Genomic DNA, 17,435 nt, shown 5'->3' on the forward strand with positions numbered 1-17,435 from the left:
AATAGTATTTTCACGTAAGATAGAAAAGTGAATCGAGTAAAGTCATAGAATGCCAGTAGTTAAAACATCAAAATATCTCCGAAATCAGCTTCTTTTTAATGGCCATTTACAAACCATTTACCCTGCCATCTTTAGAAAAAAAGTTGATTTACCATTTAAAAGGGAGAGAATTAACACAACTGACGGGGATTTCTTAGATCTTGACTGGTTAAAAAAAGGAAAGGATAGTTTAGTTATTTTGAGTCATGGTTTGGAGGGAAACAGCCAAAGACCTTATATGACAGGAATGGCAAAAATGTTTTTTGAATCAGGTTACGATGTCCTCAATTGGAATTTTAGAGGTTGTAGTGAATCCATGAATACTCAACCCGTATTTTATCACTCCGGAGCCACTTATGACTTAGACTTGGTAATTTCTCATGCTGCCAAACATTATCCTACAATCCACCTAATAGGATTTAGCTTGGGCGCTAATCTTACCCTTAAATACCTCGGTGAGCACACCTGGAAAAGTATAAAATACATAGAAAAAGCAGTTGCTATTTCGGTACCTTTGGATTTGGGAGGCTCTTGTGACAGAATAGACGAATTTGGAAATAAATTATATGCCTATAACTTTCTTTATTCGTTAAAGCAGAAAATAAGAAAAAAAGCTTTATTATTCCCAGAAAAATTATCGGTTAAAAAACTCTCGGGTATTCATTCACTAAGGGGTTTTGACAATGAATTTACAGCCCCGTTGCATGGGTTTAAGGATGCCGCGGATTATTACCAGCAGTGTTCCTCCCTGCATTTTCTACCCCATATTAAACACCCCACCTTGGTATTGAACGCGCAAAATGACCCATTTTTAAGTAGGGCTTGTTATCCAACCAATGCCAATAAATATGAGACATCCTTGTACCTGGAATACCCAAAACATGGAGGCCATGTTGGATTTAGCCCAAGAACAGTAAAAGAAAGATTCTGGTCGGAAACAAGGGCTTTGGAATTCATCCAAAATAAAAATTTTAATTAGGATTTTGATAAAAATAATATGTGTGGAAGATATTCGCTCGCAAAATCAAAAATGGAACTTGAAGAAAGATTTCAAGCAGAGATGCTGGAAGATTTCAAACCTCGGTACAATATTGCACCTTCTCAATTGGTTCCAGTGATCACTTCAGATAGTCCAAAAGGCTTTTCTCACTTCTATTGGGGCATCACCCCAAGCTTTGCAAAGAACAAACCTGTGGCCAATAAACTGATCAATGCCAGGGCTGAAACTATCACGGAAAAGATTTCTTTTAAGAACGCCTTTAAAAAAAGTAGATGCCTGGTTCCGGCAGATGGCTTTTTTGAATGGAAAAAGGTGGGAAAAAAAACCAAAGTTCCTTACAGGTTTGTCTTTCTTAATGAGTCTTTGTTTTCATTTGCAGGAATATGGGAAGAGTTTGAAACTGAAAAAGGGGAAATTGCTCACACATTTACCATATTAACAACCCGACCCAACAGCTTGACCTCCGAAATACACGATAGAATGCCGGTAATCTTAAAAAAAGAGAACGAAGAAAAATGGCTGAACCTAAACAGTAGCGAAGATGAGCTATTGGATATGCTAGCCCCCTATCCGGATGAGCAAATGACAAAATACACCGTATCACCTATGGTTAACCAAGTAGTAAACGACAGCCCTTTTGTAATTAGGAAAACACTTCCTATGGATCAGTTTGGTAATTACACCCTTTTTGGATAATGTATACAATCCAGACAATTGACTTGAAGTTTCAGCAGGTTGAAGAAACTATTGCCAGTTTCTTAATTCAAGGCGAGGGTAAACCGGTATTAATTGAAACAGGCCCCCACAGTACTTGGATTCAGTTGAAATTTAGCCTGCAGCATCTTGGTTATCAACCTAAAGATTTAGCTGCTGTTCTGTTGACCCATATACATTTTGACCATGCCGGAGCTGCATGGGAATTTGCTAAAGCCGGCGTAAAGGTATACCTCCACCCAAAGGGTTTGGAACACTTATCCAACCCCGAAAGGCTTTGGAACTCTGCCGCTAAGATCTATGGCAATGAACAAATGGATACCTTATGGGGGCCAATGGAAAGTATTGACCAAAGTTTGCTGGTTCCTGTGGAAGACAAAGAACAGGTTTTGATTGAAGACCTAACCTTCATTCCCATTCACAGCCCGGGCCATGCCAGCCACCATATTGCCTGGCAATTAGATGACATGATATTTACTGGTGATGTGGGCGGGGTTAAAATAAATGATGGGCCTGTAGTTCCTCCTTGCCCTCCTCCCGACATTGATATTGAAGCATGGAAGGCCTCCGTTGCCAAAATATTAGATCGCCAACCTAAGGGATTGTACTTAACTCATTTTGGTAAAATCATCAATCCAAAAGAGCACCTAGACCAATTGATAGAAATTCTTGATGACTGGGCCCGTTGGATAAAAAAAAGGTTTGACAATAAGGATCAAGTTGATGATATCACACCTGAATTTATGAAATACACCGCCAAGCAATTGGAAAGTAAAGGTGCCGACAAAAATCTTCAGAAGCTATATGAACTAGCCAACCCTAGTTGGATGTCAGTAGGAGGTTTACTTAGGTATTGGAAATTGAAAAAAGAAAACCGATTATGATTTTCATAATTTGACAAAAACACCAAAATTGATTTTTCAATTAAATTCAACATATTTGTTGTCCAACTAATATCAATAGTAAAATGCTGAAATCAATTATCGCAGGTGCCGGCCATTGCTTACCGGAAAGAGTCGTAACAAACGATGACCTTTCCAAAATGATGAATACCAATGATGAGTGGATCGTAGAGAGAACAGGTATTCGGGAAAGAAGGTGGTTTACACCGGGTGTGGACACTGTCACCAGCATGGCAAAAAATGCATCAATTATGGCTATTCAAAATGCCGGAATTGAAACTAACGCTATTGATTTTATCATTTTTGCAACCGTTACACCGGATTATTTTATCCCTGGAAATGGGGTGTTGCTTCAAAGAGAACTTGGTTTACAGGGCATTGGAGCATTGGATGTAAGAAATGCCTGCTCAGGATTTATTTATGCCCTCTCCATTGCGGATCAGTTTATCAAGACAGGTATGTACAAAAACATTCTTGTAGTAGGAGCAGAAATTCAGTCTTCAGCATTAAGTAAAAATGATGAGGGTAGATCCAGTGCCGTCATTTTTGCAGATGGGGCAGGTGCAGTAGTTTGTAGCGCTACTGAGGATAAAAACAGAGGGATCCTTACTACTCACCTGCATGCAGATGGCGATTTTGCTGAAGAACTATATGTTAAAGACCCTGGAAGTAGCCGAGAAATTAGACTTTCTACCCCCTTAATCGAAAGTGGCTCTTTTAATTTATCAATGAATGGAAACACAGTTTTTAAACATGCGGTATTGAGGTTTAAAGAGGTGATTGAAGAAGCTTTAAATGCCAATAGTTTCCATAGCTCTGACATTGATTTATTGATCCCTCATCAAGCAAACCTAAGGATTAGCCAATACATCCAAGAAAAAATGGGGTTAAGCGATGCACAGGTCTTCAACAATATCATGTATTATGGAAATACCACTGCAGCTACAATTCCTATCGCTATAAGTGAAGTTATGCAGCAAGGGAAAGTCAAATCAGGCGACCTGGTCTGTCTGGCAGCCTTTGGTAGTGGCTTTTCTTGGGCTTCAGCTCTGATAAGATGGTAAAAAATCATGACGATACTGGTTCAATCTCCACCTTAATTCAAATCACGAAAGAAAAGGAATTATTTGAAAACATAAGTCGGGCAAAAAAAGAATTTATTCATGCATTGTCTCTGGTAGGAAATCGTATTCCTTTTAATAAAATTGAGGAGATCCATGATGAGCATAAAGGCATTAAAATCAGCCAAGGCAATGAATTGCAAAGCTGCCCCTATCAAGTGTTAGACATTGTGAGGGATTTTGATCTTAACACCGGGTTAAATATCAGAATCCTACATTGGTGGGGAAGAGGAGCCTATTTCCTTGTCTTTTATGGTGCAAATCACCCCTTAATTGTAAAGCCCAATAAACTATTCAAATGGTTAAAGTATAAATCTTTTGATTTGTGCACCACCGGCCTTTGGGATTATAAGGAAATAATCGATCAAAAAAAGATTATTCCAAGCAGTAGTCTAACTCTAGAACTGATGATGAATCACCTTAAAAGTGAATTTCCTTTTCAAATAATTAAACCAATCTCATTTGATAATCTCAGTACGCTTCGTCAAAAATTGGAAGCAGAATTTATAGATTTTCATGCCTTTCATCTTGAGAGATAAATTTTAGTTTTTGGTTTTAATTAAGTTAGCAATAGCTATAAATAGAAATATTGTTAAACTTTCACCGAATGAAATGTAATTTTTTAACTATATAATGTAAATTGGAACCAAGATTGTATCCATTTCGTATGACTTTACTAAATCGATTAAAAAACTCATGAAATATACATTTGCCTGGCTTTTGATGATTTTTTTTGTGTCTTCTTCGTATGGACAAGGCCAAGTAGTAAACCTCTATAACCAAGACTCCACCCTTATGGGCAATGGCGTCATGCTAAACAACAAAATGGATGGACTATGGAAATTTATCAACCCCAAAACCAACCGTCTCATCCAACAAGGTAATTTTAAAAATGGTCTTAAAGATGGGGAATGGACCATTTATTTTTCAAACAAACAAAAACATATTGTAGCAGAGTATAAAGACAACAAAAGGAATGGGTCCTTTTTAGAGTACGATTTAGGTGGAGCTTTGATTAAAAATGCGGTTTATCAAGACAGCGTATTAGTAGGCCCTTATAAAGAATACTATGGTAACCAAAGCAGGTCTGGGTATGCCAATCCCAAACAAGTTAAAACTGAGGGCAATTATATCAATGGAAAAAAAACCGGCGAATGGGTTTTTTACTATGATAATGGAAAAAAAGCAGTTGAGATTAATTACGAAGAAGGGTTAAAGGTTGGCCCTTATAAAGAATATGATCCATTTGATCAGTTGGTTGTTGAGGCAAACTACACCAACAATCAACCGGATGGTGAATTCAAGAGATTCTCACCAAATGGTAGAATTCAGGAGTCCGGAGAATACAATTCGGGAAGAAGAGTTGGAAAATGGACGAGTTATTTCCCTAATACCAATATTGTGGAGTCCGTAAAACTCTATGACAAATCAGGCCATAAAACCGGTACCTGGACCTATTTCTATGAAAACAAAAGAACTGCAAGGGTAGAAAGATACGAAAATGACATTCCAGTTGGAAAATGGGAAGAATTCTTCACAGATAAATCATTGTCAAAGCAGGTTATTTATGACTTAGGTGTACCTACAGGTAAATACATTGAAAATCACAGCAATGGAAAACCGTCTGTCAGAGGGCAATATGAAAATGGTTTTCGATCCGGGGTTTGGAAAAGCTATTATCCTGAAGGCAACTTATTTTCCATAGGAGAATATAAAAATGACTTGAAATCAGGACTGTGGAAATACTTTAATAAAATTGGAATCCTTGTTGCCGAAGGTAAATACCAATTGGGCAATGAACATGGGCAATGGTTTTATTATTACGATGGTGGCCAATTGAAGTCTGTAGGAAGTTATTTACTTGGTCAGGAGGATGGTATTTGGGGTCTATTTTATGACAACAAGCAACTGACTCAAGAGGAAACTTGGGATTTTGGCAGGTTGCTAAACATTAGCGAATATAACAATTACAATGGCAGTAAAACATTAAATCCGGGTACCTTAAGGGATGGAAATGGCACTAGGATTACCTATTATATTAATGGGGCAAAAGAATCGGAAGGCAACTACCAATCCGGCAAACCTGAGGGGAATTGGAAATATTACCATGATAACGGAAGGTTAGCCTCCGAAGGAAAAATGGTGGATGGCAAAAAAGAAGGACCTTGGAAATATTATACCCGTTCCGGAAACCTTGAAGATATTATCCAATTTGATGATGATGAAGTTTTACCTAATGAAATTCCCGAAGAAAGTGACTTATTTCAAGATTTTGATTAATGTCTGAACATATTGATCTTTTACGTGTTGTCTAAATAAAAAGCGATGTTTGGACTATTTAAAAAGAAATCACCTCTAGAAAAACTTCAGGAACAATACCAATCTTTCCTTGAAAAAGCACATAAAGCTTCACATCATGACCGTAAACTTTCTGACAAGTTAATGGCTGATGCAGAAGAGGTTGCAAAAAAAATTGACAAATTGAAAATTCACCAAGCTAAGTAATTTCACAAATCCAATTGTTTAACTTTCAATTTATAGCTAATCACAAACCGATTTACCTCTATTAACATCTTTTAAGACACCCGCGTAAAATTGAAGAAAACTTGGAACACTTATTGTAATATCAATATTATCACCAATAATTATGTGCCATGAAAAATTCAATAAACAACTGGTCAAGGTATGTAGCATCCTTAAAAGTAATTGGCTTAGTTTTACTATTATTCTTTGTTGGTAGTAAACAAAATACAAAGGCAGCCCCTATATCAATTTCATTTCAGGTATTTTATGATGAATTAAGTCCATACGGAGATTGGATAGAGGATCCTAATTATGGGTTTATTTGGGTACCTTACGTAGACCAATCATTTCAACCCTACAGTACCAATGGTCACTGGGTAATGTCCAATTATGGAAATACATGGGTATCTCAATACAATTGGGGATGGGCACCTTTCCACTATGGTAGATGGTTTTTTAGTGATTTTTATGGTTGGGCCTGGATCCCCGGATACGAATGGGGTCCTGCATGGGTTAGCTGGAGATCAGGTAGAGGTTATTACGGGTGGGTTCCTTTAGGACCACAAAGACACTTTTACCGTACCGCCAGACACTATGGATATTCTCACTGGGTATTCGTACCAAGGAGAAGATTATTAAGTAGAAAAATCCACAGGTATTTTATGCGTGGACGCAATGTAAATGTAATCTACAATCAAACAACTATTATTAACAATACCTATGTTCACAATAATGTAAGGTTCAATGCAGGTCCAAGCAGGGCAGAGTTAAAAAGAACTACCCGAAAAAACGTTCCTGTATTTACAGTAAAACAAGGGAGAAGGCCGGGTAGGGCTTCGATTGGAAACAATAGTATCAATCTATACAGGCCTCAAGTTTCTCCAAGGTCTTCATCTAGAAGCTCTAATACCGTCAGACCGAAAAAGTATGTGAGTGCTAGGGAATATAGTAATGCGAGATCAACTGCAGGAAACCCTTCAATTAGAAGATCATCTTCCGCAACTAACTCAAGAAACAATAATGTACGGTCTGAAACCTTAAGAAAGAGCAATAGTCCGGCTTCAAGGTCAGCAAGAAGTACCGTTACACCTGGTAGAAGCAATTCGAATCAAAGAGCTGTTTCTCCTTCAAACAGTACGAGATCTAATAGGTCTATGGTAACTCCCAATTCAAGAAGAAGTAATGGCAACGCTGCTACCAATAGAAATAAGGTGATCCAAAGAAGTACTTCACCTTCATCCACTAATCGTAGATCTAGTGGTGTTAGCAGCCAACCAAACGTTAAAAGACAGAGTACTCCTGCCCAGAGAAGAGAAGTAAGGAGCGCACCTAGAAACCGCTCAAACTCTCGAACTGTTACTCCTCCTTCAAGAAATAACAGTCGCGTAAAAAAAGCACCGCAGCGATCTACAAATTCAAGGATCAGGTCCTCCAGCAGTAGTAACCGAACCCAAAACAGGGGTACAGTAGGTAGTTCTTCCAGAAGCTCTAGAAGTTCATCTTCAGCTACAAGGTCCAGTAGGTCTACAAGAGGAAATTAAACCGTTAATATTTAAAGAAGGTAAAGCTTCATAAGGCAATATCTTTCATCAAACACTAATAAAAATGCAGCTTAAAATTTAAGCTGCATTTTTTTATTTTTATCTATAAATCATTTTTTACGCAGGATTATGCTAAAGAATTTGTGAAGCCTGCCCCTTTCCACGGGAAGGGTTGGGAAATGGCAAGAAAATTAAATTGTTTGAAGATTTTAGTATGGCATCACTATGATGAAATTAAAAACAGCAACGAAATAGCTGACTAAGAAATGATTTCAGCACATCATAACAGGTCTATTGCATATTTCGGGTTTAAGAAGCCTCTTTCACTATGGCTTTCATTTTAGAGAGTCCTGTTTTGGCTACTAGCAAGGGATCCTGTTTCCAATAGTCAGGATTAAACAATTCAAGTGACAATACTTTATCACCTCCCATATTTTGAAGGTCTTTGACCACCTGAACCAAGGGGCCCACACCATCGCCAGGATAAACCCTATCCTTATCGGCTTGTTCTTCCCTAGGTATATTTGCAGGAAAATCATTCATGTGAAAGATCTCTACGGCATCTCCTGAAACCAGTTTTAATCCATCAAAACCCGAACCACCCCTGAACAAATGATAAATATCAGGCAACAAACGTGCATCCGGATCATTGGCTATTGCCGCCACCATTAGGATTTGCCCTAAATGGTGAAAAGGTTTGAAAGCGCCCCAAAATTCCAATTGAGGCATGACCCCGGTTTTCCTTCCTAAGTTTATTAATTCTTTGAACTTTTGACCTGCTGAGAAAAGATCTACCGGGGCTTCAGCACCAATTCCCGGAGCGGCTACCCTATGACAGCCTATGGCCGCAAGTAAATTCATTTCCTCTTCCATCTGCTTAAATCCTTGCTTGCTTTTTTCTTCATCATTAGCCATCCAAGGAGCGAAACCTATGGCATTCTCAACTTTTAATCCACTATCCTTAATTTGGGAAGCCAAAACAGAAGTACTATTTCCCTCAGCAAGGTATTTTTGTAAATCCTGGATCCAGATTTCGATCCCATCATAGCCTGCTTCAGCAGCGATTTCTATGTACTTGGCTAAACCCGGGTTTTGACCTCTTATGGTACTTGTATTTAAACAATAAGTAAACTTGCCTTTCTTTTTTGGTGCAGCAAATGATTTCATTGGCTGAATTGCAGCCAATGAGCTTAGCCCCATCGTTTTGAGTACATTTCTTCTATTCATCTCCATTTATTTACTTCTTAATTATTGGCCAATTTAATACAATTCTGAATTTGGTTAATCCCCGTATTAGCCCCATAAAACTACAAAAATTAATGGCAAAAGGAAGCGCAAGAAGGGATCAATAGGTTTCAAGGTTTAAGACTTAATAGGACAATTAAATTGCATTACCTTCAGCTAGTGTTCCCTAACGAGGAAGAACAGTCTCCCAGAAGAACCAACTAACGCACCTTATTTTCAAATCGCTTAATATTATTTATAACTTTACCCTTTCTAAGAATCTACATTTTTTATAAAAACCAATCCTAATAAATCTGAAACGCTGATTTCCCTCCCAAAGCTTATGCATTCTTTCAAAACTACTAACGTTTATGTGGAATTTTTATAGAAAGGTATCTGGTCAAAGTTCGCTCCCTAACGAAAGGAAAACTGTTACTGCTTTGAAGATACTTTTTTATGCCATTCTGATTGGCACCTTGTTGGATTTTTGGAAGTACGGCCCATATATCACACCTGATACCATTGGGTATTTAAAAATGATTGAAGGCAATTATGAAGAACTTGGTGTCTTGTCTCCCTTTTATTCCTTTGTGCTTTCTTTACCCCCATTTTCTTTTCTTTCTATTTTTGATAGGGCAAGTATTTCGGCAATAGCGATGTTTTTTCTCGCTATGTTGTTTAATTTTAAATTCTACCAACAAACCCAAATTAAAAACAAAAGTATTTTTTACGCATTGGGTTGCAGCCTACTTTCATGGTGGTCCTTCCGCATTTTAGGAAGCGCACATGCAGACAGTCATTTTTATGTTTTGTTTCTGCTTTGGATATATTTATTTATCCGGAATAACGCCGATGACAAAAGGAGTATAATTCTAATTAGCCTACTTTCAGCAGTGATGGTATGGTGCAAGCTTAATAGCTTATTTTTGATTCCACTTTTAGGTGCCTGGTTAATCCTTAGTAAAGAAAAACAATGGCTAATTGTAATAGCTGCCCTCTTAAGTTCATGGGCAGTATATCAACTGGTTCTACCTGAAAATATTCTCCAAATCCATCTGTCTAATCAGGTAGTTTTAGAAATGTTTATAACAAATCCCTTTAAGCTTTTCTATGAAAATTTGGCTACTTGGGCGCAGGTAAGCCTTGGATTAATCTTTTCTGACTTTATTACCCAATACATTCCAATGCCTGTAGCCTTTGCCTTAGGCTGCTTGGGTTTCATTTGGTTAAGCTATTATATTGTAAGATTCCGGCATAATTTCAGGGAGCCTATTTACAAACTAATCTTGATCAGTCTGGTATATAGCGTTTTTTTTCTTGGCTTTCAACAGTGGATCGGCTACAAAGAAATTAATTTCAGAACATTATTCCCGCACCTGCTAGTGTTGTCAATGGCACTATGGCTATTTCTGATACAAACGAGAAAAGTAGTGGCCTTGATAACAATTGCCATTCTTATCACAGGCCATACTTTATTGGGCCATTATTTGATTTGGCAAAGAGATGATGTTTCATCTTTATTTGCAGCAAAAAACTTTCATTACAGCAAAAAAAAGCAAACCATTGACAAGCTACTGATTGGAAATCGCCAACAGATTTATACTGATGCTCCTGAAAAAATTATGCTTTCTTTTTTAAAAAATGATGTTCTTCAAATTGCTCCAAAAACCCGGTTTATAGAGGGGAAAAACTACCAACTTAGCAAGAAGGAATCCATTTTGGAACGCAAGAAAAGTGTAGAAGCACTTTTAAATGGGGCAGCAATTATCATCCTTTTTAACAAAATGGAAATCAATGATTTAAGTAACAATCCGACTATTGGGGTACACAAGGAAAATGGATTGATAATTTATTATTTGGCTTCATCAACGCAATAAATACATTTTTCCATACCCTTTTTTGAAGGCCTTGTCTCCTGAAGTATTTCTATGTTCCATAAACTGTCCATTTTTTCTTACCAAAACCCTGTAAATATAAACACCATTGGCCAATTGGTCGCCAAATTCATCTTTTCCATCCCAGGCATATTCTGTAATATTATTCCCAATAGATACAGGACCCAATTCATCCTGGAAAATTTCCTTGACCACTTTCCCGGTTATGGTCATGATTTGGATTTTTATTTCATCAGGAATCTCCGCACCTGTAACGGTAAACACAAACCTTACATTACTACTAAAAGGGTTGGGATAGGGGTAAAAATTAGTAATCTGACTCTCATTGATCACCTCAAAACTAACTTCATAAGGAACGGTTCCGGCCATATTTCCTGCCGCATCACTTGCATTTATTTTCAAGGTATAAATCCCATCATCTAATGGTCCGGGCTGAAATTCTATGGTGAAATCCGCGTTTTCGGTAGCCGGAAACCACTTTACCCTCTCATTACTGAAGCTAATTTTTTCAAAATCACAAGTCTCACATGGTGCCCTTAACATCAACTCCATCCCTGTGGTATCTTGCTTGAGCGCAATCTCATTTTCATCCTTCACCTTTGCAGAAATAATGACCGTTGGAGAAACAATGTCACCATTCATTATGTATTTACCATCAAAATTGACATCCAAAACCGGGTTTAGATCATCGCTATTTACTTTAAAGAACTCAGGCAAATCCATCACATTATTTCTATAAACTTGTTCCGTTAAAATCCTTGGATTTACAAACACATTCAAGGAATTATTCCCTCCATTGCCTTTGGAGTCAAATTCAATGGTGAAAGTTGTAGACTCTCCGCCTTTTACAGCCGGTATTTTTATAGAATATTCTGTAACTTTCCGTTGGTCAACATTCAGGAAGGAATAGTCTACTTGAATAGAATCAAGGAAATCATGTTTTGAAATATTGATGAATTCAAACGTCAATTGATCTTCTTCTCCTTCATCTAAGATCACTTCGCTTCTTTGATCATTCAAAATCAGCACACCCTCAGGCACACCGGTATAGTCAACCTGCCACTTGGCCAATTGTGGTAACTCTTGATCAGGCAAATCTTCCAAAGAATAACGCAATCTAAGGTAAGGATAGCTATTGGCATCAAAAGCGGTAAGGTCCATTGTTTCCAAGGTCACATCTTGCAACAAGGAAACCTCACCTCCGTCAGGAGTCACTCCTAACACATCCATGGAACTATTTTCCGGCTGAAACAAATCTTTTCCTCTCACTTCATTGAAAAAGCTAATCCAATCTGATGCAGGCCCCACCTTTGGGGACAGTATGCTACCTGTAGGAAAATAACCTTGAATATCTGTTTCGAAAGAAATAACCTGAGAATCTCTTTCAATTTCATCAGCTGTGGTTGGCACCACCTCAATGGCTTCCCCCGGACGCATGCCTTTTTTTCCAAAAAGTATATAAGGATCACCGGTTACTAAGTTTCTTAATGTGGCCTCATTTGCTCCTAATTCCTTTAATTTGATATATGCTTCATCAGGCCAATCAGAAAATGTCACCCTCCCAACTGAGAAAATAATAACATAATCATCTTCTTTCATTCCATCTACAAAGTCCAATAGCATGGTATTGCCTTCACCTGTTATCCTGGCATTGGAGATGCTCTGTATAACCTGAGGTACTCTACCGCAGGACCTAGAGTCCAATACATCTATGGTTACCAATGGAACCGGCAGGTAAGGTTCTAAAGTCTGGTGATCAAAAGCCATCAATCCAAGTGTCCCATTTGGGCAGAAACGGTTAAAGGTATCTAAAATATAGGCCACACCATTTAGCATAATCTGGGTGTTCTCCACACCATAATCTTCATTTTCTGAACCAAAAGTAAAAACATCAATATTTAGGGCTGTTTCTTGAAACTGCCACTGTTGATCCGAAGCTGAAATACTGATATTGGATAATTGATTGTCTAAAAACTGAGGCAATTTTCTTTGTGTCCAGCCTTCCGGTCCATTTTCTATATAAGAAAAGCTACTCCCTTTCCAACTTACATCTTCCCCTTCTCTAGGGGAAGAAAATTTAGTCCTCCAATAAAATGTCAATGAATCAGCTTGAGGAATATCTTCAAATAAATTCACTTTCCATCTGGCCAAATTACTGGTAGTGATCCGTACTTCTTTCCTTCTTGGGCTTGAGAAATCTGAAGCGGTATCCAGCTGAATGGTTAGGTTTCTTTGCGCTGTTGTTAATCCCGGGATTTGAGCAATTAACGTTACTTCTTTTTCTTTAACAATTCCAAAATCTAAAGGAAACAAATTCAGTGTTCCGCTTAAAGGAACAAAGAATGAAACCGACACTGTATTATTGGCATAAGTCATTTCGTCAATCTCTTTGCCTTTATTTACAGTGATGGTAAACAAGTTATCACCAAAAGAATTGATGCCTGAGTTTGGGATAGAGAGCACCAAAGTATCTAACCTAAATACAGGAGGAATTGTACTTGTGGGCAGGGTAATAAGGGTTCCATCTGGAAGTTGCCGACTGACATCTACCTCCACCTCTTCTAGATCTACAATCCCCAAATTCCTAATTGGAAGAGTTAATTCTAAAGTATCGGAAAGTGAATTCAAAACTTGATCATTTACTCCTCCTAATTCAATATCATCTGCATAAATCACATAATCTGCTTTATTGGCAGGGAAAATCCTAACTGCCGGATCTCCCAACATGATAATTTGGTTGGCATGAGATTGATTTACTTCAGAATCCCCATATTTGGAAAAAAACAATTTTTCCGCCTGAAGTTTTACCCTTCCAAGATTTTGATAAATCATGCTGGAGTCTGAAAAAGCTGTGGTATAAAAGGATTCACTAAATCTCCTTAAATACACATCAATCCCCACATCTGCATGTGCCAGAAAATTTGAGGCCCCTCGCTCCGGAGTGATGATCCAGTCTTCACCAAAAGTATAAGCATCTCCAAAAGCATTTCCTGCATCACAGCCATTTAATAATAAGACAGGATATTTTCCTTTGTTCCTGTATCCCATCTCATTAACACTGGCAAAACCAATATCTATATCGGTAGTGGAAGGTGCGGCATGACCAAAGAAAGTTACCAAACTCAAACCTGCATTTACCTGATCTGAAATATTAATTAACTCGGTTGTTTCATTGGATCTTTTTCTTACCGTCTCCACATTCCCACCAAGATAAACATCCTCAGCGATTACCTTAAACCCATTGAGGAAATTATAAAACCTCTCCAATTCAAAGGCAGATCTTCCTCCACTTAAGTGCATCAAATTTTTCTGCCAAGTCTCTGAAACACCTAAGGCCTCTTTTTCCTTTATTTTATCCAAATAGGCCGCCACATCATTGGGGGTTCTGGCAGGAATCCGGCCAACACTAGTATTTCGTTCCAATGGTTTTGATGGATCTAAACCAATCACAAATCGATTATCAGAATAAGGATACCCAAAGGTGGGAACCAACTCTTGAAAACTAAAAACCGCAGGGTTATCTCTATAAAAATAAGTAATCCCTGAAGACCTTTTCGTATTGAAAATACCGTAAGCTCTACCTACCAAAAGAATATTTTCAGGTACAAATTGCTCCTGATAAAGAGCTAAAAACCTTCGGATCCCCAAAGGTGATTGTTCCCCGTAAGAAAATTGATTGTACAAATCCTGTACATTCACTGTTAGGGTATCATAGCCTCCTCCCACAGGTGTGGCCCTGTAAGCAGCATATGCCCCTACCGGGTCACCGTAATTGTCTGCCGGCTCCCTGAGCAATTTATGAGAGATAATAATAAAATTAGCCTGTTGATTGAGTAAATCCCTAAACCTAACCTTTTCTAATACATTTAATTCAAGTATATTTCTTTGATTTTGAACCAGTACTTGCCCTGCAGTTGCTCCTGTAGGAAGGTAAAGGTCAGTACCTGTTTTTTTCACCTCAAGTCTTACTGGGTTAGAAATATCCGCGATGTTATACGCAGTATATTCCTCATTTACATTATTGATTACCAATGCCTTTCCACCTTCACTAAAAGTAAATATCTCCTCTTCAAAATCTCCTGAAACACCAGTACTGCTGTAATTTAATTGCGCATAATTTATGGAAATATTGTCTAGGTTATTGTCAACCCCCAAGGAAGTCACTCTAATATAACATTCTCCTCCGGCTGAAAAATCAGACAATTCAAGTTGTTCTACCAGCACATAGTTCTCAAATTCTTCAAAGGTATACTGCCCCAGTTCTCTTAAGTTATTGACAGTAGGGCCTATCTCAACTGTCATTTTATGGGAGGTTTCGGATCTCCCGCCTATGCTAAGCTCCAGCTGCGGACTAGCTTTGCCTTCCACTACCTGCCCCAAGCCTTCAAAAGTTAATGTTCTACTTCTTCCCCTAGAAATTGTGGAAGAAGTCCAGCCTTGGCCTTGGTCATATATGGATAAATGTACTCCGGGGAAATATTCTCTTCCCAAAGCATATTGCTCAGCAAAATGCTGTATAGACTCCAACTCATATATCTCGACTTGTTCTAAGCCTTCTCCTGCAGCAGGAGTTGGAATTCTTTTACCCAAATTACCCTGGTCTATTGTAAGAAAGAATGCTGTAGTATCATTATGTGTATTGTAATGAGGATTGGTCATCCAAGATTCATCTTCATACAATAATTTGTCTAATGTTCCATCATTTCTTTTCCCTATAAATTCCAGGTAATCATTCTGGTCAAATGAGCCATCTTCTTGACCACTAATGTACACCGACACCTCTTCACCCCGGTGATAAACTTTGATCTCTCGGGGATCCAAATCATCTACTGACAGGCCTGATGCAGAAAGGGTGGTATAGCTTAATCGATAAATTCCATCCGAGCTTGTAGGTATTTTATAATAGTCTCTATCATAATTCAACCAATCATTTGACTGCCCACTCACAAAAAAGTGTTGAAAAATCCCCACCAAAAGGAAGGTCATACGCAAGGCCTTAAAACTATTTATTCTATAATCCATCATATAATCTAAAACCAGACTTTAATGGGTTAAGTGAAACTTTAACACTGAAAACATGAGAATAAGGCGTTTCTGAAATACTACCTATATCAGTAAGGGCATAATCCACTAGAACGGCCTCACTTACCCTAAACCCCAAGCCAAAACCGGGTTGAAAAGAAGTGTATTTGGAACCATCAAAATCTTTCAATGTTTGCACATTTCCCGCTCCAATCCTAAAAAATGCAGTCTGCCTGTACCCCAGCTCCATTCCGATTTTAGGAGACAAATTAAACAGGTCGCTTCCATACAATGCGTTCCTTTCTCCGTCAAAGGTTAAATCTACATCCAATACCGTCAAAAAATCAATCTCCTCTGTTAGCTCAAAATTCTTGGAAAAACTGAGGGTAGCTCTTGGGAGGGTAAGCTCTATACTATTGATAGGAATTTGATTTTGGGTTTGGGCATAAATATCTCTTACCAATTCAGCGTTATGAGACCAGGCATTAAAGGTGGTAGTAATGTCTCTGGCCATTAAGCCAACACGCCAGCCATTTTCCATATAAATAGCTCCAAAATCTAACCCGAAACCCCATGCCTTGGCAAATTTACCTACATTTCTATGGATTACTTTTGCATTCACTCCCACCTTTAAATAATCACTAATATCCCTAGCAAAGGACAAAAGCAATGCATAATCCGCAGCATTAAAAAACTGGATATTGTCATAATTTAAGGCTCCATTGGCATCATATAAAAATCGAGTATCTGGGATATCATCTACCCCAAACCTAATGAGTGAAACAGCTATTTGATTGTCTTCTTGAATATTTGTAGAATAACCTGCGAAATCAAATTTTGCAATTCCCGCAAAATACTCAGCATGCATCAAAGAGAATTCGTGCTCGTGCTTGATCCCAAGCAAACCTGCAGGATTCCAATAGGCGGCGGTAACATCATTGACTGCTGACACTTGGGCTCCGGCCATACCTAAAGCCCTAGCTCCAATCCCAATGTTCATGAATTCGTTGGAATATTTAGGGGCTATCCCTTGGGCTCTTACGGCTCCTGATAGCAAAATCCCCACCAACACACAAAAATTTACCCTACCAAACATGAGTTTAAATAATAATCCTTTCGCAAAGTAAAAAGAAAAAACCATTGTAAATATTCTGAAATTAAAAAATTATTGAATGCTTTGTTCGGAATTGTTCACATCTGAACAATAAACTGTACGGTGACATCCAAAAAAATACTTTGGTTATTGGTAATACTAGTTAGAATAAAAAAAACGCAAAATTTTAATATTTTATTAGCCCTACCATAATCTGCTTTTAAAACAAAAATTAACGCATTTTAGCCCAAAATTGGGTATTGCTTCGATCTTTGCATATCATGGAATTAGGCAATACCTACTAGCAGGTAAAAAGTTGGTATTATTTTTCCAATAGGTGAGATCAATCGATTAAAATAAT

At 38.0% G+C, this 17,435-nt stretch carries 12 protein-coding genes; 9 read left to right on the forward strand and 3 right to left on the reverse strand.

All coding sequences use genetic code 11. From position 1 onward, the window contains the following. Positions 1-49: 49 nt before the first annotated feature. The 8 genes from ACYVHJ_RS05205 (at position 50) to ACYVHJ_RS05240 (ending at position 7,840) form a co-directional block, all read left to right on the forward strand. A complete protein-coding gene (locus tag ACYVHJ_RS05205; protein ID WP_460513188.1) occupies positions 50-1,018 on the forward strand; it encodes a YheT family hydrolase in 969 nt (322 codons plus the stop codon). 18 nt (positions 1,019-1,036) lie between these two features. Further along, entirely contained in the window at positions 1,037-1,735 is a 699-nt protein-coding gene (locus tag ACYVHJ_RS05210) for an SOS response-associated peptidase (RefSeq protein ID WP_460513190.1), read from the forward strand. Next, the gene (locus tag ACYVHJ_RS05215; protein ID WP_460513192.1) at positions 1,735-2,637 is read left to right on the forward strand and encodes an MBL fold metallo-hydrolase; all 903 of its coding nucleotides are present in this window, start codon (positions 1,735-1,737) and stop codon (positions 2,635-2,637) included. Before ACYVHJ_RS05210 ends, ACYVHJ_RS05215 begins: the two co-directional genes overlap by 1 nt. Before the next feature lie 83 nt (positions 2,638-2,720). Then, entirely contained in the window at positions 2,721-3,719 is a 999-nt protein-coding gene (locus ACYVHJ_RS05220) for a 3-oxoacyl-ACP synthase III family protein (protein WP_339903590.1), read from the forward strand. Beyond that, on the forward strand, positions 3,713-4,315 hold the full coding sequence (locus ACYVHJ_RS05225) for a hypothetical protein (protein WP_460513194.1): 603 nt from the start codon (positions 3,713-3,715) through the stop codon (positions 4,313-4,315). The genes ACYVHJ_RS05220 and ACYVHJ_RS05225 overlap by 7 nt, the downstream gene beginning before the upstream one ends. A gap of 157 nt (positions 4,316-4,472) precedes the next feature. Further along, the gene (locus ACYVHJ_RS05230; protein ID WP_460513196.1) at positions 4,473-6,056 is read left to right on the forward strand and encodes a toxin-antitoxin system YwqK family antitoxin; all 1,584 of its coding nucleotides are present in this window, start codon (positions 4,473-4,475) and stop codon (positions 6,054-6,056) included. Between the two features lie 45 nt (positions 6,057-6,101). Beyond that, a complete protein-coding gene (locus tag ACYVHJ_RS05235; RefSeq protein ID WP_460513198.1) occupies positions 6,102-6,281 on the forward strand; it encodes a Lacal_2735 family protein in 180 nt (59 codons plus the stop codon). Positions 6,282-6,430: 149 nt separating this feature from the next. Continuing rightward, positions 6,431-7,840 carry a DUF6600 domain-containing protein gene (locus ACYVHJ_RS05240; protein WP_460513200.1) on the forward strand — a complete coding sequence of 470 codons (1,410 nt, stop codon included), beginning with the start codon at positions 6,431-6,433 and terminating at the stop codon, positions 7,838-7,840. Positions 7,841-8,149: 309 nt separating this feature from the next. Here the strand turns inward: ACYVHJ_RS05240 and ACYVHJ_RS05245 are convergent, their stop codons facing one another. Then, a complete protein-coding gene (locus ACYVHJ_RS05245; protein WP_460513202.1) occupies positions 8,150-9,067 on the reverse strand; it encodes a sugar phosphate isomerase/epimerase family protein in 918 nt (305 codons plus the stop codon). Positions 9,068-9,504: 437 nt separating this feature from the next. Between ACYVHJ_RS05245 and ACYVHJ_RS05250 the strand changes: the two genes are divergently transcribed. Then, on the forward strand, positions 9,505-10,941 hold the full coding sequence (locus ACYVHJ_RS05250) for a hypothetical protein (protein WP_460513204.1): 1,437 nt from the start codon (positions 9,505-9,507) through the stop codon (positions 10,939-10,941). Here the strand turns inward: ACYVHJ_RS05250 and porU2 are convergent. Then, positions 10,930-15,984 (reverse strand): putative type IX secretion system sortase PorU2, encoded by a 5,055-nt coding sequence (porU2, locus tag ACYVHJ_RS05255; protein ID WP_460513206.1) that lies wholly within the window; start codon positions 15,982-15,984, stop codon positions 10,930-10,932. The two genes, ACYVHJ_RS05250 and porU2, sit on opposite strands and share 12 nt — an antisense overlap. Further along, entirely contained in the window at positions 15,971-17,077 is a 1,107-nt protein-coding gene (locus ACYVHJ_RS05260; RefSeq protein WP_460513208.1) for a PorV/PorQ family protein, read from the reverse strand. Before ACYVHJ_RS05260 ends, porU2 begins: the two co-directional genes overlap by 14 nt. Positions 17,078-17,435: the final 358 nt, after the last annotated feature.

This window comes from Cyclobacterium sediminis, assembly GCF_054781075.1.